This window comes from Falsiroseomonas oryzae, assembly GCF_027856955.1.
GTDB lineage: Bacteria > Pseudomonadota > Alphaproteobacteria > Acetobacterales > Acetobacteraceae > Falsiroseomonas > Falsiroseomonas oryzae.
Genome location: NZ_JAPSMD010000014.1, coordinates 13,126 through 35,589, shown reverse-complemented (window position 1 = coordinate 35,589; position 22,464 = coordinate 13,126). Strand labels below are relative to the sequence as shown.

22 protein-coding genes are annotated in these 22,464 nt (G+C 71.6%); 11 read left to right on the top strand and 11 right to left on the bottom strand.

The annotated features are described in order from the left end of the window. Positions 1-108: 108 nt before the first annotated feature. Together rpoZ and folK are read right to left on the bottom strand one after the other, a co-directional pair. Positions 109-504: a DNA-directed RNA polymerase subunit omega gene (gene rpoZ, locus OZN99_RS03600; RefSeq protein ID WP_270933804.1), complete on the bottom strand. Its 396-nt coding sequence runs from the start codon at positions 502-504 to the stop codon at positions 109-111. Between the two features lie 117 nt (positions 505-621). After that, positions 622-1,131, bottom strand: coding sequence for a 2-amino-4-hydroxy-6-hydroxymethyldihydropteridine diphosphokinase (gene folK, locus OZN99_RS03595; RefSeq protein ID WP_270933803.1), 510 nt, complete (start codon positions 1,129-1,131; stop codon positions 622-624). A gap of 83 nt (positions 1,132-1,214) precedes the next feature. Between folK and OZN99_RS03590 the strand changes: the two genes are divergently transcribed. From OZN99_RS03590 to OZN99_RS03580, 3 genes are read left to right on the top strand one after another with little or no spacing between them, the layout of a single operon-like run. Further along, positions 1,215-1,841 (top strand): LabA-like NYN domain-containing protein, encoded by a 627-nt coding sequence (locus OZN99_RS03590; RefSeq protein WP_270933802.1) that lies wholly within the window; start codon positions 1,215-1,217, stop codon positions 1,839-1,841. A gap of 24 nt (positions 1,842-1,865) precedes the next feature. Continuing rightward, entirely contained in the window at positions 1,866-2,507 is a 642-nt protein-coding gene (locus tag OZN99_RS03585; RefSeq protein WP_270933801.1) for a uracil-DNA glycosylase, read from the top strand. A 3-nt stretch (positions 2,508-2,510) separates the two neighbouring features. Then, positions 2,511-3,020 (top strand): GNAT family N-acetyltransferase, encoded by a 510-nt coding sequence (locus tag OZN99_RS03580; protein ID WP_270933800.1) that lies wholly within the window; start codon positions 2,511-2,513, stop codon positions 3,018-3,020. Between the two features lie 79 nt (positions 3,021-3,099). Here the strand turns inward: OZN99_RS03580 and OZN99_RS03575 are convergent, their stop codons facing one another. Continuing rightward, complete coding sequence (locus OZN99_RS03575; protein ID WP_270933799.1) at positions 3,100-3,654, bottom strand: glutathione peroxidase; 555 nt, start codon at positions 3,652-3,654, stop codon at positions 3,100-3,102. Beyond that, complete coding sequence (locus tag OZN99_RS03570) at positions 3,647-4,318, bottom strand: sulfite oxidase-like oxidoreductase (protein WP_270933798.1); 672 nt, start codon at positions 4,316-4,318, stop codon at positions 3,647-3,649. Before OZN99_RS03570 ends, OZN99_RS03575 begins: the two co-directional genes overlap by 8 nt. Positions 4,319-4,464: 146 nt before the next feature. On the opposite strand from OZN99_RS03570, the gene OZN99_RS03565 reads away from it, so the two are divergent. Next, positions 4,465-5,157, top strand: coding sequence for a type 1 glutamine amidotransferase domain-containing protein (locus OZN99_RS03565; RefSeq protein WP_270933797.1), 693 nt, complete (start codon positions 4,465-4,467; stop codon positions 5,155-5,157). A gap of 9 nt (positions 5,158-5,166) precedes the next feature. On the opposite strand, the gene OZN99_RS03560 is transcribed toward OZN99_RS03565, so the two are convergent. Beyond that, entirely contained in the window at positions 5,167-6,531 is a 1,365-nt protein-coding gene (locus tag OZN99_RS03560) for an amidohydrolase family protein (RefSeq protein WP_270933796.1), read from the bottom strand. Between OZN99_RS03560 and OZN99_RS03555 the strand changes: the two genes are divergently transcribed. After that, positions 6,502-7,284 carry a rhodanese-like domain-containing protein gene (locus OZN99_RS03555; RefSeq protein ID WP_270933795.1) on the top strand — a complete coding sequence of 261 codons (783 nt, stop codon included), beginning with the start codon at positions 6,502-6,504 and terminating at the stop codon, positions 7,282-7,284. The genes OZN99_RS03560 and OZN99_RS03555 overlap by 30 nt on opposite strands. A gap of 512 nt (positions 7,285-7,796) precedes the next feature. Here the strand turns inward: OZN99_RS03555 and smpB are convergent. Beyond that, positions 7,797-8,282, bottom strand: coding sequence for an SsrA-binding protein SmpB (gene smpB, locus OZN99_RS03550; protein WP_270933794.1), 486 nt, complete (start codon positions 8,280-8,282; stop codon positions 7,797-7,799). 16 nt (positions 8,283-8,298) lie between these two features. Next, complete coding sequence (gene dapA / locus OZN99_RS03545) at positions 8,299-9,177, bottom strand: 4-hydroxy-tetrahydrodipicolinate synthase (protein ID WP_270933793.1); 879 nt, start codon at positions 9,175-9,177, stop codon at positions 8,299-8,301. A gap of 356 nt (positions 9,178-9,533) precedes the next feature. On the opposite strand from dapA, the gene OZN99_RS03540 reads away from it, so the two are divergent. Next, positions 9,534-10,736 (top strand): FIST signal transduction protein, encoded by a 1,203-nt coding sequence (locus tag OZN99_RS03540; RefSeq protein ID WP_270933792.1) that lies wholly within the window; start codon positions 9,534-9,536, stop codon positions 10,734-10,736. Then, positions 10,733-12,103, top strand: a complete 1,371-nt coding sequence (locus OZN99_RS03535) for a sensor histidine kinase (protein ID WP_270933791.1) — start codon at positions 10,733-10,735, stop codon at positions 12,101-12,103. Before OZN99_RS03540 ends, OZN99_RS03535 begins: the two co-directional genes overlap by 4 nt. Positions 12,104-12,293: 190 nt before the next feature. Here OZN99_RS03535 and OZN99_RS03530 read toward each other — a convergent pair whose 3' ends face one another. Beyond that, positions 12,294-13,538: a fatty acid desaturase gene (locus OZN99_RS03530; RefSeq protein WP_270933790.1), complete on the bottom strand. Its 1,245-nt coding sequence runs from the start codon at positions 13,536-13,538 to the stop codon at positions 12,294-12,296. Positions 13,539-13,879: 341 nt separating this feature from the next. On the opposite strand from OZN99_RS03530, the gene OZN99_RS03525 reads away from it, so the two are divergent. Beyond that, positions 13,880-14,872, top strand: coding sequence for an NAD(P)-dependent oxidoreductase (locus tag OZN99_RS03525; protein WP_270933789.1), 993 nt, complete (start codon positions 13,880-13,882; stop codon positions 14,870-14,872). Between the two features lie 28 nt (positions 14,873-14,900). On the opposite strand, the gene OZN99_RS03520 is transcribed toward OZN99_RS03525, so the two are convergent. Then, positions 14,901-15,869: a Bug family tripartite tricarboxylate transporter substrate binding protein gene (locus OZN99_RS03520; protein WP_270933788.1), complete on the bottom strand. Its 969-nt coding sequence runs from the start codon at positions 15,867-15,869 to the stop codon at positions 14,901-14,903. 62 nt (positions 15,870-15,931) lie between these two features. Between OZN99_RS03520 and OZN99_RS03515 the strand changes: the two genes are divergently transcribed. Beyond that, positions 15,932-16,621, top strand: coding sequence for a glutathione S-transferase N-terminal domain-containing protein (locus OZN99_RS03515; RefSeq protein WP_270933787.1), 690 nt, complete (start codon positions 15,932-15,934; stop codon positions 16,619-16,621). A gap of 4 nt (positions 16,622-16,625) precedes the next feature. On the opposite strand, the gene OZN99_RS03510 is transcribed toward OZN99_RS03515, so the two are convergent. Beyond that, on the bottom strand, positions 16,626-17,045 hold the full coding sequence (locus OZN99_RS03510) for a VOC family protein (RefSeq protein ID WP_270933786.1): 420 nt from the start codon (positions 17,043-17,045) through the stop codon (positions 16,626-16,628). 55 nt (positions 17,046-17,100) lie between these two features. Here OZN99_RS03510 and OZN99_RS03505 point away from each other — a divergent pair, with 55 nt between their 5' ends. Together OZN99_RS03505 and OZN99_RS03500 are read left to right on the top strand one after the other, a co-directional pair. Then, complete coding sequence (locus OZN99_RS03505) at positions 17,101-17,814, top strand: RraA family protein (RefSeq protein WP_270933785.1); 714 nt, start codon at positions 17,101-17,103, stop codon at positions 17,812-17,814. A gap of 18 nt (positions 17,815-17,832) precedes the next feature. Next, entirely contained in the window at positions 17,833-19,008 is a 1,176-nt protein-coding gene (locus tag OZN99_RS03500; RefSeq protein ID WP_270933784.1) for an MFS transporter, read from the top strand. A gap of 386 nt (positions 19,009-19,394) precedes the next feature. Here the strand turns inward: OZN99_RS03500 and OZN99_RS03495 are convergent, their stop codons facing one another. Beyond that, entirely contained in the window at positions 19,395-22,463 is a 3,069-nt protein-coding gene (locus OZN99_RS03495) for a CHAT domain-containing protein (protein WP_270933783.1), read from the bottom strand. Position 22,464 lies beyond the last annotated feature (1 nt).

Below are 22,464 nucleotides of genomic sequence, written 5' to 3'. Positions count from 1 at the left end.
TCGGGCGCCCGGTGCGGACCGGCGGACAGGCTCACGGGCGGGCCGCCGCGCCGCGGCGGCGCCCTGCCGGGGATGCGGAGGCGCGGCCCCCGCTACACCCGGGCTGCGTCAGCGCTTCCCGCCGAGCTCGGCGGCGATCGCCGCCTCGATGTCGTCGGCTGAGAGGTCCTCGAGGCCCGCGCCATCGCCGGCCGGCTCCTCGTTGACGTCCATCACGCCGAAGATGTTCTCGTCGGTGGCGATGAGGTCCAGCACCTCCTCCTCGGCCGGCTCCGGCTCCGGGGCACGCTGCAGCGACTTGATCAGGTCGGCCTGCAGACTGTCGAGGTCCACGGTGGCCTCCGCGATCTCGCGCAGGGCGACGACCGGGTTCTTGTCGTTGTCCCGCTCGACCGTCAGCTCTTCGCCCCGGCTGATATTGCGCGCACGCTGGGCGGCGTGCAGCACGAGCTCGAAGCGGTTCGGCACCTTGAGGACGCAGTCCTCGACCGTGACGCGTGCCATGGCGGCTCCAATTCCATATGGGGATGCGGGCAAGGCCTGGGCATGCGGCAACCCTGGCCAACCCCTCCCCTTTGCTGGTGAACCTCCCATGTAGCCATCGCCGGGGGTGGGCGCAAGCTATGCGATGGGACGCACCTCCTGCGGGCCCAGACCGGCGAGCAGTTCGGCGGCGCTCCGGCCCGAGACCGGATGGCGCCAGCCTGGCGCGACATCCAGCAGCGGTGCGAGGACAAAGGCGCGCTGGTCCATCCGGGGATGCGGCAGGATGGGATCGGGCGCGGCCCGGACCAGCCCGTCGAGGTCCAGAAGGTCGAGATCCAGGGTGCGCGGGGCGTTCGGATACGGCCGTACCCGGCCGAACCGCGCCTCGATGCCCTGAAGCGCTGCAAGCAGATCGGCCGGGTCGGGAACCGCTGCGCCGGGCTCGGGAACCAGCCGGGCCACGCCATTGACGTAATCCGGCACGCCGGGCGTGGACGGCACCGGCGCGGTTGCAAACCAACGTGAGAGCGCTTGCAGCCGCAGGCCCGGCCACCCATCCAGCAGGCACGCCGCAGCCCGGCAGGTCGTCAGCGCCGGCGCCCCGTCCGGTCCGGGCAGGTTCGCCCCGATCGCCACCAGGATCACGACCGCGCGCCCACCGGAACGGACCGGTGACGCGGCAATCCGGGAGTCCTATGTTCCCGAAGATTCGAGCGAAAGATCTGGACGTGCATTTCGACCCCCAGGAGAGGATCGGCCTCTTCATCGACGGCGCGCATCTCTATGCGGTATCCCGCAACCTCGGCTTCGACGTGGACTACAAGAACCTGCTCGGCTTCTTCCGCCGGCAGGCGCGGCTGGTGCGCGCGGCCTACTACACCGCCCTTCTCGAGAACGACGAATACTCGCCGCTGCGGCCCCTCGTCGATTGGCTGGGCTACAACGGCTACTACGTCGTCACCAAGCCCGCGCGGGAATTCACCGATGCCGCCGGCCGGCGCCGGGTGCGGGGCAACATCGAGATCGAAATGGCCGTGGACGTGCTGACGCTGGCGCCGCGGCTGGACCATGCCGTGCTGATCACGGGCGACGGCGACCTGCGGCGGCTGGTGGAAGCGGTGCAGCAGCTTGGCGTGCGCGTCTCCGTCATGTCCACGATCCGGACGCAGCCGGGCATGGTCTCCGACGAGCTCCGCCGGCAGGCCGACCAGTTCATCGACCTCGGCGAGCTGGCCGCGGACATCACCCGCCGCCAGGTGGAGCCGCGGCCGCGCCCCGTGCCCGCTCGCGCCCCGGAACGCGCCCGCGCCACCCCGGCCGAGCCCTTCCGCGACCCGGTGGACCTGCCGGAGTAGCCCGCCCTCCGCTATTCCGCGGGGATGACCGACGTCGCCGAGTCGCCGGGCCGCGACTGCCCGCTCTGTCCCCGCCTGGTCGAGTATCGCCTGGCCAACCGCGCGAAATGGCCGGACTGGCACAATGCGCCGGTGCCCTGCTGGGGGCCGCGGGACGCGAGGCTGATGGTGCTGGGGCTCGCGCCGGGGGTGAAGGGCGCGAACCGCACGGGGCGGCCCTTCACCGGCGACCATGCGGGCAAGCTTCTGTATGCAACCCTGCTGAAGTTCGGCCTGGCACGCGGCGCCTACCGCGAGGATCCGCGCGACGGGATGGAGCTGGCGGGTGTGCGCATCGTGAATGCCGTGCGTTGCGTGCCGCCGGAGAACCTGCCGACGCCGGCGGAGGTCGCCACCTGCAACCGGTTCCTGCTGGCGGAGATCGGCGCAATGCCCGGGCTGAAGGCGGTGCTGGCGCTCGGCCTCGTGGCGCACAACGCGCTGCTGAAGTCGCATCGCATCGCCGCAGCACGGATGAAGTTCGCGCATGGCGCCGTGCACGAGCTGCCGGGCGGGGTGCTGCTGGCCGATAGCTACCATGTCAGCCGCTACAACACCCAGACCGGCCGGCTGACCACGGAAATGTTCGAGGCGGTGGTCGCCGACGTGCTGCGGCGGATCGGCTGAGCCGTGCCACAGCCGCCCTCCCTGACGATCAGCCGCGGCTACGGCCCCGGCGCGATCGGCCGCATCGCGGAGCTGCACGCCGTCAGCTATGCGCGGCTCGCGGGCTTCGGGCTGGCCTTCGAAAGCCTGGTTGCGCGCGAGGTCGCGGCCTTCTGCGAGACGCTGGAGGCGCGCGGCGACGGGTTGTGGCTGGCCCGGCAGGATGGCCGGATCGAGGGCTGCATCGCCATCCAGCGCGCCGACGAGGCAAGGGCGCATCTACGCTGGTTCCTGGTCTCCGAGGCGCTGCGCGGCCGCGGCACAGGGCGGGCGCTGCTGGGCGAGGCCTTGGCCTTCTGTCGCGCCGGCGCCATACGGCGCCTCGACCTCTGGACCTTCGCCGGTCTCGACGCGGCAAGGTGGCTCTACGAGGAGGCCGGGTTCCGCCTGGTCGAGCAGCAAAGCGGGGCCCGCTGGGGCGCGACGGTGACGGAGCAGCGCTTCGAACTGCGCCTGGGCCCAGGCACCCCGTAGCGCCTGATGCGCGAGGAATCGTGCGCGCCTCGTCGGCGCGGACGCTGCCGTCGCGCGCCCTGGCGAGGCCCGGCGCGCGTCAGACGAGGGACCGCCCCTCCAGAGCGGCCTCGATGGCGCGGACCAGTGCCGGTGCCTCCGGCTCGGTGCTCGTCGTGAAGGCGCGCACGGTCGTGCCGTCGCGAGCGACGAGATACTTGTGGAAGTTCCAGCGCGGCGGCCCACCGGCGCGCGCCGCGAGCCAGGCGAATAGCGGGTGCGCCCCCTGCCCGCGCACGCTGGTCAGCGCCGCCATCGGGAAGGTGATACCGTACATCGTGTCGCAGAACTGCCGGATCGCGGCGTTGTCGCGGCTCTCCTGGTTGAAGTCGTTGGACGGAACGCCGATCACGGCGAAGCCGCGCGCCTCGAAGCGGTCGTGCAGGCGCTGCAGCGCGGCGTATTGCGGGGTGTAGCCGCAGAAGCTGGCCGTGTTCACCACCAGCAGCGCACGGCCGTGGAACTCGGCGAGCGACAGGTCGCCGCCCTCCAATGCAGGCAGCGTGAAGCCGAAGGCAGTCTGCGGCTGGGCCGCGGCCCCGGTCGCCATCAGCAGGGGCGCCGCCAGCAGCGCGCGACGCGGGATCTCATCCATACCGCTCCTCCATCCAGGGGTCGCCGCGGTTGTGGTAGCCGCGGACTTCCCAGAAGCCCGGCCGGTCCTCCCGCAGCAGTTCGATGCGCGTCACCCATTTCGGCGACTTCCAGAAATAGAGGTGCGGCACAACCAGCCGCACCGGACCGCCATGCTGCCGCTCCAGCGGCGCGCCGGCCCAGCCATGGGCGAAGAGGTTCTCCTCCCGCGCGAAGTCATCCATGGCGAGGTTGGTGGAGTAGCCGTCATAGGAGGTGAGCGCGACGAAGCGCGCCTCCTCCTTGGGGCGGGCCAGCTCCAGCAGCGTGCGCACGGAGACGCCGCGCCATGCATTGTCGTAGCGGCTCCACTGAGTCACGCAGTGGATGTCGTTCACGCGCTCCGCCTGCGGCAGCGCCATGAACTCCTCCAGGGTCAGGCGGACCGGCGCCATCACCAGCCCCTCGATGCGCAGGCGCCAGTTGGCCGGGTTCACATCAGGCTGCACGCCGAGGTCGAGCACGGGGAAGTCCTGCACAAGGCGCTGGCCCGGCGGGAGGCGGTCCACCAGCGGGTCGCCGCTGGTGCCGGTCAGCAGTCGGCCCTCGCGCGCCCAGCCCTGCTTCGCCGCGACCAGCTTGTCGCGGACCTTCCCGGTCAGCGGAACCTCGTCCTCGTCCGGCATGTCATCTCCTCGCCGGCGATAGGTGCGCGGAGACGCCGAGGATGCAAGGGCCGGGTCCGAACCGCCTCTGCCAGCCGGCATGTGATTTCCGTCGCCCGGGCCCGGCCCGTCATCCTCGCTGGCACCGAAGGAAGGAGTGCCGGCCCATGCCGAAGCTGCTCATCGTCCTCACCAGCCATGCCCGGCTGGGCGATACCGGGCGCGCCACCGGCTTCTACTGGGAGGAGCTTGCGGCGCCCTACTGGGCCTTCCGGGATGCGGGGATCGATGTCGCGCTGGCCAGCATCGCGGGCGGCCAGCCGCCGGCCGACCCGACCAGCCTGCATGAGGAGGCCTCGCACAACCCCTCCGCCGTCAACCGCTTCCTCGGCGATGCCACGGCGATGGCCGCCCTGCGCGACACGCCGCCACTGGAGGGGCAGGCGCCGGACGACCTGGTCGGCATCTTCATCCCCGGCGGCCATGGGACGATGTGGGACCTGCCGGAGAGCCGCCCGCTGGCCGCGCTTGTCGGCGCGCTGTTCGAGGCCGGCAAGCCGGTGGGCGCCGTCTGCCACGGCCCGGCCGGCCTGGTGGGCGCACGCCGCGCCGATGGGCGTCCGGTGGTGGAGGGAAGGCGCGTCAACGGCTTCACCAACGCCGAGGAAGCCTCCGCCGGCCTGACCGACGTGATGCCCTTCCTGCTGGAGACGCGGCTGCGCGACCTCGGCGGGCGCTTCGAGAGCGGGCCGGATTTCGCGCCCTTCGCGATCCGCGACGGGAACCTGGTCACCGGCCAGAACCCGGCCTCCGCCGAGCCCGCGGCGCGGCACATGCTCGATGCGGTGCGCGGCCGCTGAGCCGGCCTCTCAGCGGGCGCCGTTCAGCATATAGTGCGGCACGGTGACGTCCAGGTGCCGCAGCATGTCGCGATGCCAGGCGTGGAAATACGGCTTGAGGCGGCGGATCGACTCCACCTTGCGCGGATCCGCCGCCGCATCCCCGTGCTTCGCGACCCAGCGGCGGATCTCCGCATAGAGCGCTTCGACGTCGAGCGTGGCGATGCGCCCGTCACGCAGCACGACCCGACCGTCCACCACGACGTGGCGCGTGTGGCTGCCCTTGGCGCGCAACAGGACCAAGTCGGGGATGGCCAGGCGCCCGCTGGTCCAGGGGTCGCGCAGCATCTCCGCGGTGTCGAGCACGATCGCGTCAGCGGGCGCGCCCGGCGCCAGCGTGCCGAGGCCCGCCATGCCAAGGCTGCGCGCGGCATTCACCGTGCCCATCGCCAGCACCTCGGTGGCCTGCAGCCGCGTCTCCGCGCCGAGGTCGAAGCCGGGCACGCGCGCCAGCATGTGGATCAGCCGCAGTTCCATGAACGGATCGTCGTCGTCGTTGATGGACTTGTCGTCGATGCCCATGGCGACGTTCACCCCGGCGCGCAGCAGCGGCACGACGGGCGAGATGCCGTTGCGGACATGCAGGTTGCAGGAGGCATGGTGCGTCGTGCTCGCGCCACGGGCGGCGAGCAGCGCGATGTCGGCCTCGCTGAGCCAGACGGCGTGGCCGAGCGTGACGTTCGGCGCGAGGAGGCCGAGCCCGTCGAGATAGGCCACCAGCGACTTGCCGAAGGCCTTGAAGCCGTAGGCGCGCTGGTGCGGCGTCTGCAGCGTGTGGATGTGGATCGGGATGCCGCCCTTGGCGGCGGCGCTGTCCCGCACCCGGGCGAAGAAGCGCTCCGTCGTGCCATGCGCCCAGGAGGGGCCGTGGAAGACGCGGCTCATCGGGCCGTCGAATTCGGCGTGCAGCGCCTCGAACTGGTCCATGTAGCCCTGCTCGATCGCCTCGGCGTCGTAGGCGATGAAGGGGCGCACGAACTCGGCGAGGTCCGGCGGCAGGGTCGCGGCGAAGGCCTGTTCGTCCACGCAGAACTTGTTCCGGTTGCGCACGGCCGGGCTGTAGGCGAGGCGGATCCCGGCCTCGGCATAGGCGCGGATCGCCTTGCGCGCCTCCTCCGTCGCGTTAGGCCCCTCGTCGTTCCAGCCGGTGTGGTGGATGGTGGTGCAGCCGTAGCGCAGGTGCCGCACCGCCGAGAGCGCGGCGCAGAGTTCGTTCGGCAGATAGGCCATGGTGGACCAGTCTAGGAAGGCGTTCTCCAGGTAGTCGTAGAGCACGCCCTTCTGGATCGGGCTGAGGCCGCGCCCGTGGCTGTGGGCGTCGATCAGGCCGGGCATGACAATGGCGTCCGCGCTGCCGATCACCTCGGCATCGGGATGGAGGCGCATCATGCCGACGGCCGTGCCGGCTTCGGCGACGACGCCGCCTTCGATGCGCACCGCGCCATCGCGGATGACGGTGCCTCTTGCCGGATCGGTCAGAACCCAGCCGCCACGCAGGATCAACATCGCGCCTTCCTACTCCTGCCTCTTTCGATCCCGGAAGAGCCGATTGCGCTGCCCGTCGCGCAGTCGTTATGGTTTCGCGCCGTGCGGCGGGCGGAGCTGTGTATGCTGGGCGTGACTCGGCGGTGCGCCATGATTGCCGGTGCGTCCGGCGTTGCGCTTTCGGCTTGCGCTCGCGTCGGGCCGGATGCCGGCCCGCGTGGCGCTTCACGCCCACTTCTGATGGCGGAAGACGTGCTGGATCCGCCGTTCGCCGGCATGCCGCTGATTGACGTGCGCGGCACATCCGAACATGCCCGCGACGGGCGCCCGACGCTGCCGCACATCGCCCTCGTGTTCGGATCCGACAATTGGCGCGGACCTCCGACCGAACGGGATGCTGAAGCGTTCGTCGCGGCCGTATCGAACGCCGTCGGCCTGCCGCCGCGGGAAGTGCTCGTCCTCTGCTCCGTCGGACTACGCTCGCAGGCGGCGGCCGAGACGCTCGAACGCCGCGGCTACCGTGCGCACTCGGTCCTCGACGGATGGCTCGGCACCTTCGAGGGTCCGGGATTGCGGCGTGTGCTGCAGCGATCTACGGCGTGACTGTGACCTGGCGCACATGCCGCGAGGTACGCGGACCGACAACGGTATCGTACGCGACCAGATATTCAACGTTTACAGGGGCGTCGCCCGTTGCGCGGAGGCCGCGCGCTGAGATGACAGCCCCATCGACGGTGTTCCCGCACTGCCACGTCCGTACACGCTGCGGCACGACGGTCAGCGCAACGTATTCCGCGCCGGATGCCAGTTCCACACTCCGCACGGCCACGAGCTGGGAGGCGCATCCTGCTGCGGTGTTGACCCAGTAGACGCCGCCGAGCGATGCCACCTCTCCGACCCGCACCGTCGCGCGATCCGGTGGCGCCGGCGCGGATGGCTGCGCCGCGCACCCTCCCAGGGCCAGCGCAAGCGCAGCAACAGCGTGGCGTCTGGGCATCGGCTGGCCCTCTTCGTTCCGCTTGCAATCAAGACGAAGATGGATCGAACGTCAACCAAGGGCCCAGCGGGACAGTTGCCTCCACGATGTCTGCACCGCGCGCGGAAGGCGACGGCGATCAGCCCTTGTCCCGCATCAGCCGCGCCTTGTCGCGCTGCCAGTCGCGGGCGGCGATGGCGGCGCGCTTGTCGTGCTTCTTCTTGCCCTCGGCCAGGCCGAGCGTGACCTTCGCCACGCCGCGCTCGTTGAAATGGATGTCCATGGGCACCAGCGTCGTGCCCTCGCGCGTGATGCTGCCGATCAGCTCGCGCACCTGCTTCCTGTGCAGCAGCAGCTTGCGCGGGCGGCGCGGCTCGAACTTCGCGGCGAAGCTGCCGGCCTGCCATTCCGGGATGTAGCAGTTGAACAGCCACATCTCGCCGTCGCGCTCGCCGGCCCAGGCTTCCGACAGGGTCGCGCGGCCGGCGCGCAGGCTCTTCACCTCCGGCCCGACCAGCATGACGCCGGCCTCGATCGTCTCGCCGATCTTGTAGTCGAAGCGCGCCTTGCGGTTCTGCGCGGCGATGCCGTGGCTGATCAGGCCCTTCTTCCGGGGTTCCGCCATACGTCCATGCGGCCGCTCAGTTGAGCAGGCCGGCCCCCGTCATGGCTTCGCGGACCCGCAGCTTCGTGCTCTCCGCCACCGGCGCCATCGGCAGCCGGCAGAATTCGGTGCTGCGGCCGAGCAGGCTGGCGGCATACTTCACGGGCCCGGGCGAGGTCTCGCAGAACATGGCGTCGTGCACCGGCACCAGCCGGTCCTGGATGGCGATCGCGTCCTGCGCACGGCCCTCGGCCCAGGCGTCGTGCATCTGTCGGCAGAGGCGCGGGGCGATATTGGCGGTGACGCTGATGCAGCCATGCCCGCCCGCGGCCAGGTAGGACACGGCGGTATGATCCTCGCCGGACAGCTGGCAGAACTCCGGCCCGCAGGCTGCGCGGGTGTGAAGCGGGCGGGTCAGGTTCGCGGTCGCGTCCTTCACGCCGACGATGTTCGGGTGCTTCGCCAGCCGCGCCATGGTCTCGACGCTCATGTCCACCACGCTGCGGCCGGGGATGTTGTAGATCAGGATCGGCAGGTCCACGGCGTCGGCGATCGCCATGTAGTGGCGGTAGAGACCTTCCTGGGTCGGCTTGTTGTAGTAGGGCGTGACGACCAGGGCAGCGTCCGCGCCGGACTGCCTGGCGTGGCGCGTCAGGTCCACCGCCTCGGCGGTGGAGTTGCTGCCCGTCCCGGCGATCACGGGCACGCGGCCCTTGGCCACGGCGACGCAGGCCTCGACGACCTCGTGATGCTCCTCATGGGTCAGCGTCGGGCTCTCGCCGGTGGTACCCACGGGGATCAGCCCCTGGGTTCCCTCCGCGATCTGCCACTCCACGAATTCAGCGAAGGCCCTCCTGTCCAGGGCACCATCCGCCTGCATGGGCGTGATCAGCGCGACCAGCGATCCCCTGAACATCCGTGTGGCCCCGACCCGTGTGGACGGCGGAACCTAGGCGCCGCCCCCCCGTGCCGCAAGGCCCGCGGCGAGCAGACCCGGCGCGACGACGGCGTGCCCGCCCGGCTCGGCGTGCGCGGCGCAGTCCGGGACCGGGGGACGCGCGGCGTGCAGAACCCTTCCCGGCGGCAATCCGTTCAGCCAAGTAGGAACAGGCCGCGTCTCATCAAGCGATACGCAACTGCACGCTCCGGTTGACGTTTGATACATGATCTAGCCATAAATGCAGCGTATTTTGGTAATGACGCACGCCCGGCGGCACATCACCCCGGCTGCTCGGGCTGCGTGCGCCGCATCCGCGGCCGGTGGGGGATGTCATGCGCGTCGGCTACGGGAAGAGCCCGGACCCGGTCTCGGCGGTACGGCAGGCGGTCGCCGCACTCGGCGAGGGTGGGCCGACGCCGACCCTGCTCATGGCCTTCTCCGGCGGCAAGCTGGATCCCTTCGCGGTGCGCGCCGCGATCGGCGAGGCGTTCGGCCCGGTGCCGGTGGTCGGCGGCTCCGCCGCCGGCGCCATCTGCCGGGCCGGGTCCGGCTACAGCGGGTTCGAGCTCGGCCTCGTCGCCTTCGACGACCCTGAGACGACGCCCCGCGTCATCCTCAGCCACGCCCTCGACCAGGACGAGCGTCGCGCTGGCATCGAGATCGGCACGCAGGTCCGCCAGGCGGTGGCCGAGGCCTCTGTCGTGCTGATGCTGTTCGACAGCGTCGCCAGCACCCAGCCGCCGAAGCTGCACTACGCAAGCTCCATCGTCGCAGGCTTCAACGAGGGCGTCGGCAATGCGCCCGTGCATCTGGTCGGCGGCGGCCTGCTCACCGACATGAACATGTCCGGCGCCTGGGTGTTCGACGGCGAAGGCGTCAGCAAGCATGTGGCCGCGGCGCTGGTCTTCCCGCCGAATGTCGAGGCCGAGACGCAGATCCTGCACGGCTGCCGCCCCGTCAGCGCCTTCATGGAGATCACCCGGATCGACGGCGCCACCGTCTACGAGCTGGACGGCGAGCCGGCGCTGAAGGTGATCGAGCGCATGCTCGGCCTGCCGATCGGCGGCGGGCGCGGCCAGGAGCTGTCGCTGGTGGCGACGCTCGGCCAGAAGCAGGGCGATCCCTACGCACCATATGACGAGAAGTCCTACGTCAACCGGCTGATCCTGAGCGCCGACGCGGCCAAGGGCTCGATCACGCTGTTCGAGCCCGACTTCGAGCGCGGGGCGTTGGTGCAGATCATGAGCCGCGACAACGGGCTCATGCTGGATTCCGTGCGCCGCGGCGTGGAGGCGATGAACCGCAGCGTCGCCGGGCAGGAGACGCTGCTCGGCCTCTACATCGACTGCGCCGGCCGGGCGAGCGCGCGCAGCGGATCGGCCGTGGAGGAGGCGGAGCTGGTGGTGCGCGGCCTGGATTCCTCGGTGCCGCTGCTCGGCTTCTACTCCGGTGTCGAGGTCGCCCCCTTCGATGGCGAGCACAGCCGTCCGCTCGACTGGACCGGCGTACTGACCGTGCTCCGGAGGCGGAGATGACCGACCTCCGCGTCCTCGACCTCGCGAAGCTGGAGCGTGAACTCGCCTACTACCGGCGCGAGTGCAACGACCTGGGCGCCCGCCTGCTGCGCCTGCAGGAGGAGCAGAGCCAGGCCTTCCGAGAGGCGCGTCGCAGCCGCACCGTCGCCAAGCTGATCCGGGAGGCGCACCGCCTTGCGGACCACTGCGCGACCCCGGAGGAGATCGGATCCTCCATGCTCGAGGTCATCGTGGAGAACACGCTCTGCGATCGTGCGGCCTTCGTGCGACGCGAATCCTCGATGGGCAGCGTGGACGTCTTCCGCGTGACCCACGCCATCGGCTTCGGCTCGGACCCGCCGGCGGACACCGCCGCCGTGCCCTCCGCGCCCGCCTTCTTCCTCACCACCGCGCGGTCGGTCATCGAGACGCCGGCCTATGAGCTGACCGGCATCCTGCGCATGCCCTATGTGCTGTGGGCCTACGACAAGGCCTCGGGCCACGCGCTGATCCTGGGCAACCAGTCGGAGTCCAACGTCAGCCGCCCCTTCGAGACGGGCGACCAGGAACTCGTCGAGGGCGCTCTCTCGGTCTACATCGACGTCATGGCGCGCAAGCAGGCCGAGGTGGACCTGCGCATCGCCAAGGCCACGGCGGAGGAGGCGAGCGCGCTTCGCGCCCGCTTCATCGCCACGCTGAGTCACGAGCTGCGAACGCCGCTGAACGCCATCATCGGCTTCTCCGACATGATGCTGCCCGGCTCGACCTATCGGCTGACCGAGCACCAGCTTGGCGAATACGCGCAGCAGATCAACGATTCAGGCCGGCTGCTGCTGGAGCTGATCAACGACATCCTCGACTACTCCAGCCTCGCCAAGGTCGCGCCCCAGCTGCTGCTGACCTGGGCGCGGGCCGAGACGCTGATCGGCGCCTCGGCGCGCGAGCTCTCCGCCCTCGCGATGCAGAACGACGTGCAGATCGAGCTGCGCAAGCCGGAGGCCGGACTGGAGCTGAACGTGGACCAGCTGCGCTTCCGCCAGGTGCTGAACAACCTGATCAGCAATGCGGTCAAGTTCACCGGCAGCGGCGGCACGGTGACGGTCTCCGCGCGGCGCCGGCCGGACGGCACGGCGGAGCTCGTCGTGCGCGACACCGGCGTGGGCATGAAGCCGGAGGACATCCCGCGCGCGCTGGAGCCGTTCCAGCAGATCGACGGCGGGCATGCGCGCAGCTTTCCCGGCACCGGCCTCGGCCTGCCGATCGCCAAAGGCCTGGTCGAGGCACATGGCGGAACGCTGCGCATCGTGAGTGCGCCGGGCGAAGGCACGGCCGTCACCATCCAGCTGCCGGCCACCGCGGTCCGCGTCGCGCCGCCGCCGGAAGGCTGAGACCACTTCCAATCCGCTGCGATTGCGCTCGGGCCTGCGCGCGTGGCGCGCGCGGCATGCCCGGCCATGGCAGTCAGCCAAACGGGCGCGACGCCGAGCAGCGCCGCGCCCCGTCATCATCGGGGAACGCCAGTCACTCTCCGCCTGCCGCGCCCCCGAACCGGGGCGCGGCAGGCGCAGCGGTCACGCGCTATGCGGCCTGGCGCTGGCCGAGCGCCAGCTCCGGCGCGACATGGCCATGCGCAGGCTCGCGCCCGATCGTCTCGGGGGCGGTGGCCGCCAGGCTGGCCAGCATCCGGTCCACGGCACGCATCAGGCCCCAGGTCTCGAAGTAGCCGGCCGGGAAGCCCGGCGAGCCGGACTCCAGATCCTCCTGGCGCGCATGGATGTAGCTGGTCCAGCGGCGGGTCGCCGGGCGGCGGTGATGGAAGTCGTGGCAGGGGGCATCGCCGACCAGGACGAACAGCCGCACGAACAGCTGAACCGTCAGCATCTCCGCCCACCAGAGCGTCCAGGCCACGGCACCGGTCAGCGTCGTCGCGCGCTCCAGCGGCGGCTGGCTGCCCGGGAAGACGCCGACGCTCGCATGGCAGACGAACTCCTTGTTGCGGGCGGCGATCAGCTCCGCGTCGGGGAAGCTGTGCTCGACCAGGATGCGGAACACGGTGGCGATCTGCAGCAGGATGGACACCGGCAGCACCCAGGCCAGCATGAACAGCCAGAAGGTGCCGGTCGCGACAGAGGCGCCGATCGCCACGGTCCAGGCCACGCGGCCGGTCCAGTCATGCGCGGTGTCGCCGGTGAACAGGCTGGCCTGCACGCGGCGCGAGAAGAAGCGCCAGTGGAACACGGGCGAGACGCAGTTCAGCGCCACGCGCCGCCACAGCTCGCGCTTGGAGACGCCGGCCTCCAGCCCGCAGAGGCCAAGCACGAAGTCGGCGAACTCGTCCTCCTCGGTCAGCAGCTTCTTCGCGCTGTGATGGATCATGTGCTCGCGCTGGTAATCCTCGAAGCGCTTGAACAGCAGAAGCGCCGAGATCAAGCGGCCGGCGCGCCGGTTCGCCTCGCGCGTCGCGAAGACCGTGCCGTGCGAGCAGTGGTGGAAGATCACCACCTGGAACAGGCCGAGGCCGCAGCAGGTGAAGGTGAGCCCGATCGGCACCAGCAGCCACGCGGCCAGCATCGGCTCCGTCATCAGGAACGGCAGCACCGTCAGCGCGCAGCCGCCGAACATCCAGGCAAGCGCACCGATGACAAACGATTGCGCACTGCGCTGCTTGGCCTCTTCCCCCGGGGCCGGCTTGGCAGTGAGCCATGTCAGGAACGGCTGCACGACGGCAGGCAGGCGGGCCGCCATGGCTTCACGTGGGCTGATCTCCGCCCGGGAGAACGGCTGCTCGAGCTCCGTTTCGAGGCGGGTAGGCAGAACAAGCATTTAATCCTCCTTCAAGGATTGAGTCCGTGGCGTCCCCATGCGCCGGAAATTCGCGCAGCTGTGTCTTGACACACCTTGCGCATGACCTGGAGCGTAAATTCTCGCTTTCCGATTGCCGAGAGGGGGTTCGTGTCCCGTCCGCACGACCCGCAGCGCAGCAATCCTCGACGATTCCTTACTATGTCCGGGGTGGAATGGATCACTTGTTCGGGCAAGGCGGAAGGGTGGATTCGCGGTAATTCGGCGGGAATCTGATGCCGCCGGCCGTGGCCGCGCGCGCCGGCGTCGTCCTGCCACGGCGGGTGCTTGACGGCCCGCGGGCGCCTGCGAGGCTGTCCGGCATGCGAATACACGTTCAGAATCCGCCGGATGACCGGCTTTTCGCCGTCACGCCGGCGCAGTGGCAGGCCGCCGTGGCACGCGGCCCGGCCCTCGGGCGCCTCGATGTCAGCTTCGCCGAGGACGATGCCGGCTTCGCCGCCGCGATGCAGGACGCCGAAGTATTGTTGACCTGGACGAAAGTAGTGAAAGCTCGTTTCCCGCCCGGCGCCTTACCGCACGCGGCACCACACCTCAGGGTTGTGGCCTGTACTTCGGCCGGCCTCGATCGGCTGGCCCCCTTCGACTGGCTTCCCGAAAACGTGGTGCTGCTCAACAACCGCGGCACGCATGCCGCGAAGGCCGGCGAGTTCGCCATCATGGCCCTGCTCATGCTCGCCTCCCACATGCCGCGCTTCGCAACGCAGCAGCGCGAAGGGCGGTGGGAGTCCCGCTTCGGATCGGTGCTGGCGGGCCGGACCGTCTGCATCGTCGGGCTCGGCAGCCTGGGCGGCGCCGCGGCCCGCCAGGCGCGCGCCTTCGGGATGCGGGTCCTCGGCGTGCGGGCCAGTGCCGGCGCGCATCCGGACTGCGCGGAGGTGCACGGCACGGACGGGCTGGACGCCGTGCTGCCGCAGGCGGAGTTCCTGCTGCTGGCCTGCCCGCTCACGCCGGCCACGCGGGGATTGCTCGATGCGCGTCGCCTGCGCCTGCTGCCGCGAGGCGCCAAGGTGGTGAACATGGCGCGCGGCGCGGTGTGGGATCAGGACGCGGTCTGCGACCTGCTCGACAGCGGCCACCTGGACGGCGCCATCACCGATGTCACGGTGCCCGAGCCGCTGCCGCCCGACAGCCGCCTGTGGCGCACGCCCAACCTGATGGTCGTGCCGCATGTCTCATCGGACGATCCGGCCACCTACAACGACCGGACGCTCGACATCCTGCTGCACAACCTGGCGGAATTGCAGGCCGGGCGACCGGCACCGAACCGGGTGGACCCGGCGCGCGGCTATTGAGGGGGCGCGCCCCCCCCTCCCCTGCCCGTCAGCGCACGCGCAGGCCCGCAGCCTCGATCACGCGGGTCCACTTGGCGTCCTCGGCGCGTACATAATCGCCGAAGGCGGCGGGCGGCAGGAAGAAGGCCCGGCAGCCCTGCTGGGACAGCGCCTCCACCACGGCAGGCTGGGCCAGGGCGCGTTCCAGCGCGGCGGAGAGGCGGGCGACGGCGGCTTCCGGCATCCCGGCGGGGCCGACGATCCCCCACCATGGCGCGATGGAGAAGCCCGGCAGCCCCGCTTCGATCAGCGTCGGGATGTCTGGGGCCTGCGCGGCCCGCACGGGCGTCGTCACGCCCATGATCTGGATGCGGCCGGCGCGCACATTCTCCAGCACCGTGCTGAAGGCGTCGAAGTAGTAGTCCACCCGGCCGGCGACGAGGTCGGTCATCGCCGGGGCGGAGCCGCGGTAGGGCACATGCGTCGCCTGGATGCCGGCGGCGACGTTGAACGCCTCCGCCGTCAGGTGACTGGTCGCGCCCTGGCCGGAGGAGGCGAAGTTCAGCTGGCCCGCGCGCGCCTTCGCGAAGGCGATGAACTCCGGCAGCGTGCCGGGCACGCCGTTGCGCACGACCAGCGCGAAGGGGCCGTCGCCGATCGGGCCGACGAAGCCGAAATCCTTCGACGGGTCGAAGGGAACGTCGCGCTCGATCACCGGGCGGAAGAAGGTCCCCGCGCCAGCGATCAGGATGCTGTAGCCATCCGCCGGCGACTTCGCGACGTTCTCCGACCCGATGGCCCCACCCGCGCCCGGCCGATGGTCCAGCACCACAGGCTGGCCGAGCTGCGCCGACATCGCGTCGCCGACGATGCGCGCGATGTTGCTCGTCGCCCCGCCGGGCGGCCAGGGCACGACGAAGCGGATGGGCCGCGTCGGATAGGCGGTCTGGGCGTGCAGCGCGGCGGGCGCGGCGAGGGTCAGGGCTGTGGCGGCGATCAGCGCGCGGCGCGGCGTCATGCGGTCTCTCCGGTATCACGCCATGTTGCGCGGACGATGCGCCCGCGCGCAACATGCCGGGCATGACGACACCCGTGCTTTACCTCGGCAGCGCCTGGTCTTCCTCGTGGTCGGTGGTCGGCTGGATGGCCTGCCGGCTCGGCGGCCTCTCCGTGGAGGAACGCACCATCTTCCTCTCGCGCCCCGACAGCCCGGGGAAGCTGAAGGCCGTCAGTCCCTCCGGCCGCGTGCCGGCGCTGCATGTGGACGGGACGGTGCTCTGGGACAGCCTGGCCATCGCCGAATGGCTGTGGGAACGCGACCCGTCCTGCGCGATCTGGCCACAGGAGCCGGCGAGCCGCGCCTATGCCCGCTGCCTGGCGGCCGAGGTGCACAGCCATTTCGACGAGGTTCGCAACGGCCTGCCGATGAACCTCATCAAGCGCTGGCCAGTGCGCGACGGCCTGCCCTCCAACGTCAAGCTGATGAACCGTCCCGGCGTGCGCGCCGGCACCGAGCGGCTGGAGGCGATGTGGCGCGACGCCCGCGCGCGGTTCGGCGGGCCCTACCTGCTGGGCGAGAGCTTCTGCTTCGCTGATGCCGCGATGGCGCCCATGTGCAGCCGCTACGTCACCTACGGCGTCGCGCTTGCCCCGGACTCGATGGACTTCATCGCCGCCCAGATGGACAGCCCGCTGATGCGCGAATGGCGCGCCCGCGCCGAGCGACAGGCCGACGAGATCGGGCGCGACATCGTGCTGCAGTATCCCTGACGCGCTATCCGCGCCGCGGTCCGCGGCCCGGCGGATAGGGCCAGCGCGGCTCGTTGAACTCCTGGATCTCAAGCCAGTAGCCCTCGGGGTCCTTGAAGAAGCAGGAATAGACCGTGCGTCCGCCGAGCATGTTGGGCGGCCCGTCGAACTGGACGCCCTTGGCCTTGTAGTAGGCGTAGGCGGCCTCGACGTCCTCGACGAGGAAGGTGAACATCATCCCCTTCGTCCCGCGCGGCCGGCCTTCCTTGTTGCAGACGCCGAGGAACCCCGTCGGGCTCACCTGGAACACCCGGCAGACGCCCTGGTCCAGCACCTCCGGCAGTTCGATCACGTCGCGGTAGAAGGCCGCGAGCCGATCCAGGTCGTCGGTGTAGAGCCACACCACGTTCTGCTCGATGAACGGCTTCTTCGCAGGCTCCGCCATGTGCCACCCTCTCGCGTCTGCGCGGCCAGCTTGGCCGCAGGGAGGCCGCTTCGCAATGACACCCCTGCCCGACGCACTGCGCACCGCGCTCGCCGCGATCCCGGTTCCCGCTCTGTCGGCCGTGCTGTATGCGCGCGGGCTGCGCAGCCGGTTCCTGCACGGCGTGGCTCCCGCCAACCCCGCCGCGCCGCGGATGGTCGGGCCCGCCTACACGGTGCGCGCCATCCCCGTGCGGGAGGACCTGCGCGATGCGACGGCGCGCGGCGAGGCGCCGAACTTGCACCGCGCCTTCCTCGCCGCGACGCCGCCCGGCGCCGTGCTGGTCTGCGCCACCGGCGGCGCGGCGCATGTCTCCGTGCTGGGCGATATCATCGCGACGGCGCTCGGGCTGCGCGGCGTGGCGGGGGCGGTGGTGGACACCGGCGTGGCCGACCTGCCCGCGGTTGCCGCCCTGCCGCTCCCGGTCTTCCATGCCGGGGGCTCCGCCCCCGTGCCCTCGGGTGCCGTGGTGATGGTGGTGGATCGCGAGCTGCCGGTCGGCATCGGGAACGTCGCGATCTTCCCGGACGACGTGATGGTCGGCGACGACTGCGGCGTGGTCTGCATTCCCCGCGCCATCGCCGAGGCGGTCGCAGTCGAGGCCGCAGAGAAGCTCGCCCTCGAAGAGTGGATCCAGCGCGAGATCGCCGCCGGCGCACCGCTCGACGGCACCTACCCGCCGGATGCCGCGACCAAGGCCCGCTACGCCGCGTTCAAGGCGAGGAGCTGAGCGGGGGCGCGGCAGGTCATGCAGGATCACTGGCGAGCGCTGGCCGTGCTGACGACGGCCCGGGTCAGCCTCGGCTTCCAGTTCCAGTCCATTGCCTCCGTCTCGCCGGAACTCGTGGCGCAGCTCGGGCTCTCCTACGCCGACCTCGGCACGCTGATCGGGCTGTATTTCCTCCCCGGGCTGGCGCTCGCGCTGCCCGGCGGGGCGCTGGGGCGGCGCTTCGGCGACAAGCGCGTGGTCGGCGCCGGCCTCGTGCTGATGCTGCTCGGCGGGGTGCTGACGGCGTTCGCCTCCGGCCTCGTCACGCTCATGGCGGGCCGCCTGCTGTCCGGCCTGGGCGGCGTGCTGCTGAATGTCGTGATGGCGAAGATGGTGACGGACTGGTTCGCCGGCCGGCGGGAGATCGTGCTGGCGATGGCGGTGTTCGTGAATTCCTTCCCGATTGGCGTCGGGTTCGCCACGCTCCTGCTCGGACCGCTGGCTGTGGCGGCGGGCTGGAGCGCCGGCCTCGCTGCCACGGCGGCGCTCGCGATGGCGGCGCTGCTGCTGGTCGGCCTGGGCTACGTGAAGCATCCGAACGATGGCGGCACCGTCGCGCCTGCCGGGCGCATCTCGGCCACGGAGGTCGTACTGGTCTGCATCGCCGGCGCCATCTGGGGGATCTTCAACGGCGCCTTCGCCGTGATGTTCGGCTTCGCGCCGAGCTTCCTGACGGCCGAAGGCCAGAGTGTCGCGCAGGCCGCGACGACCATCGGCGCCGCGACCTGGCTCAGCGTGCTCTCCGTCCAGGCGGGCGGCATGCTCGCACAGTCGCTGCGGCGACCGGCCGTGCTGCTGGCCGTCGGCGCCCTGGGCTGGGCGCTCTGCCTCGTCGGGCTGGCGCAGGTCAGCCTGCCGCCCGGGGCGGTGCTGCTCGCCGCCGGGCTGATGATGGGCCTGCCGGTGGGCGTCGTCATGGCGATGCCGGCCCAGGCACTGCGGCCGGAAAGCCGCTCGGTCGGCATGGGCCTGTTCTACACCTGGCTCTACCTGGGCCATGCGCTGATGCCGCCCGCGGCCGGGTGGCTGCAGGACCGGACCGGCACCGCCGCGACGCCGCTGCTGTTCACCGCCGCGCTCGTGGCGGCGATGCTGCCTATGCACGCCCTTTTTGGCGCCGTTTCGCGACGCCGAGGACGGGCCGCTGCGGGCTAGCGCCGGCGATCGCCCTGCGTGTGCACGCCGAAGGTGGGCACGGCGGACGGCGTGAATCGGCGGGCCAGGGACGACGCCACGATCGCAGCTGACCTTGAGCGGGGCAGCCGCATCCGTGGCCATCGCGTCCAGCACGGCATCTCCCGCGCGACGGCGGCCATGTCGGGAGCGCCGGCGATGCGTGGCGTCACGCCACCCGCACGCAGCCGTTCGAGGCCCGCAGGGTGGATGGGCTGGACGATGAAGCACGCGGGCATGGATGAGCGGGTCCCGCGAGGATGAAGGACCCCAGGCGACACTTGGTGGCCCGCGATACGGCGCCGGTCGCTACCGTGCGATCGGCGCCGTGGCGCCGGCGTGGTCCTGCCCGCAGCGGGACCGCCGGCTCACATGGCCGGCGCAGCCTGCCCCGCCGCAGCCACCCGGCCCGGAGCACCGCGGCGCCCGTCCCCGATCAGCGCGAAGCCTGCCCAGTAGTAGGGATGCGCGTAGAACTCCGGCAGGCCGCGCCCGGCCTCGTCCAGCAGCACCAGTTGCGCGCCGCGCAGCGCGGTGGCCGAATCCGCACCGGCTTCCTGCCGGCGCATCATGTCGGCGACGGTGATCGCCGCCGCCTGGTCCACCGCCGGCCAATGCGTTACCAGCAGCCCCCGCGCGCCCGCGTAGAAGAAGGATCGCGCCAGGCCCGAGAGCGCCTCGCCCGCGCTGCCCGCCGCGCCGGCCACGCCGGAAGCCGGGCCCGCCGTGTTGCAGGCGGAGAGGATCACCAGATCGGCGTCGAGGCGCATGTCCAGCACTTCGCTCGCGCGCAGGAAGGCACTGGCGGCGTCCGGCGCGCCGGGCAGCGGCGTCAGCACGACCGAGGGCTCGGTCACGCAGCTCAGCTCGCCCGGCAGCAGCGCGTGGGTCGCCAGGTGGATGATGCGGTGCGTTCCGAGATCGGCCGCGCGCAGCCCCGCACGGGTGAAGGCCGTGCCGAAATACGTCGAGCGCGCGTCGGCGCGCGCGAGCTGCGCGGCGATGCGCACCTCCTCCCGCGTGCCGGGCAGGCGCACCAGGCCAGCCGCCAGCCGGGCATCCTCCGCGCAGCGGTCGGCCGGGAAGCTGCGCGCCAGCTGGGCCGCGCTCGGCGGGTCGAAGTCGCCGAAGCCGACATAGGCGCGCGGCGCGGCGGAGGCGGGCGACAGGTTCCGCAACGTCACCACGGCCTGGGCGGAGGTGGCGTGCACAATGGCGTGCCGGCGCACCAGCCAGGCGGCGCGGCCGAGCGCGGCCGGATCGGCAGGTTCCGCGAGCAGCAGGCCGAAGGGGATCGCCAGCAGCGGGCCGTCCGGGATGACGGTCAGGCGTTCCGCGCCCTCGAGGGCCGGCGCCACCGGGCCGAACAGCTTCGCATGGAGCTCATGCGCGGCCGCGGTATCGAAGCCCCGGGCACCGCGGACCGCGGGCTGGTCGATGCCGCTGCGGATGCGCGCCACGAGCGTCGCCGCCGCTCCGTCACCCAGGTCGATCCGGCGCGCCAGCACGCTGCCATCAGGACGCACGGCGAGGGTGTAGCCATGCCGGGCGCCCAGCAGGATCTGCACCATGACTTCCCGCGGCGCGAGCACCGCGGCCGCATCGCCGGCCGTCACCGCGCCGAGCAGCAACTGCCGGTAGCCCGGCGCCGCGGCCGCGACCTCGCTCTCGGTCTCTTCCCGCGCGCGCAGACGTTCATCGATGCGGCGGTCGAGGTCGGCGCGCGCCGTCGGGCTGGCCGTGGCGCCCAGCGCATCACGGACCGCGAACATCTCGCGCAGCTCGCGGTCGATGTCCTGCAGCCGGCGCACCGCATCCGAAGCGCGGGCATCGCCGCCGCCGGCCGCCAGCCGCGCAGCGGATTGCGTCACGAAGCGCACGGTCTGGCCGCGCTGGGCGAACTGCACGGCGCCGAACATCTCGCGCTGCAGCGCCGGCGCCGCGGCAGGGTCGCGCGCCGCCTGCGCGGCCAGCGCGTCGAGATAGGCCAGCACCTGGTCGGGCTCGAGGGACAGCCGCCGCTCGCGCAGGATCGCCGCGCCGGCGCGGAAATTCGCCAGGGCCGCCTCGGTGCGCCCGGCCTCAAGGCGCTGCTGGCCGGCAAGGAAGAGGGTGCGCGCTTCCGCACGCTGCTGGCCCGGCGCCGACTGGCCGATGCGAAGGGCCGCCTGCTCCAGCAGATCGCCGGCCCGTCCCGGGTTGCGGCCGGAGCCGAGTGCCGCCGCCTCCGTCCGCAGCGAACGCCCGGTGATGACGCCGCGGTCGAAGCTGACCCGCCGCAGCAGGTCTCGCGCGCTGCTGTTCAGCGCGATCGCTTCGTCCCCGGCGCCGCTGCGCGCCAGCACGGTGGCGCGGGCGCGCCGCACCTCCGCAAGGCCCATCACCGCGCTCTGCGTCGTCGGGCTGGCCAGCCCCGTCCCGGACAGGCTGTCCGGCGCGCTGCGCCCTAGCAGGCTGGCCGGCACGAAGCCCTGGTAGAGCGTCTCGGCCTGCGCCAGCAGATTGCCGGCATCGCCATAGCGGCCCTGGTTCAGGGCATGCAGGCCGCGATAATGCAGCAGCCGCGCCGGCGCCAGGGGATCGGCCGCACCGCGCACCAGCCCGCCCGCGCGCTGGAACAGCACGTCCGCCTCGCGGAAGCGGTGCTGGTTCGACAGGTTCAGCGCCAGGTGGACCAGCGGGCCGACGGTGTTCGGGTTGCCGGCGCCCAGCACGCGCTCCTGGATGGCCAGGGCGGCGCGATAGGCGTCCTCGGCGCCAGCATAGTCCTCGGCGATGTTGAGTTCCTGGCCGAGCGCCATGGCACGCTCGTAGTCGCGGATGTCGTTGGAGCCGAAGGCGCGCGAGGACAGCCGCACCACCTCGATCTGCAGCGCGTCCGACCGGGCCGTGGCGGTGCCCGCGGCCGGCGGGGCGATGCCGCGGGCCAGCCGTTCCATCACCGGCAGGGCGCTCGGGATGCCGTCGGCCACCACAGGCCCGTTCGCGCCCTGCGTCACCACGGCGACATGCGGCCAACCGCCCTGGCGACGCGTGCACCGGAGAACCACCGCCGGCGTGCCGTCGACCAGCCGCGTTTGCTCGACCGCGCCGCAGGTCACGCGCTCCTCCACCCAGCGGCGCCAGATGCCGCCGGCGGCGATCTGGTCGAGCTCCGCGCCGGTGCTGCTGCCACGCAGCGCGTAGATGCGCGCGGAAGGCTGCGTCCAGCCACCGCAGAAAACCTCCTGCGCGGCGGTCACCGGCAGGTCGAGCACCGGCGCACGGCCGGGCTGCGCGATGCAGTTCTCGCCCCGGGCATCGGGGCCCGCCGGACGGGACTCGGCTGTCCTGGTCCCGGACAGGCTGGTGTAGGCTTCCGGCGGCGGCACGGTGCAGGCGCCGAGCAACCCCGCCAAAGCGGCCGCGGCGAGCAGCGGGGATCGGCGCGGGGACATG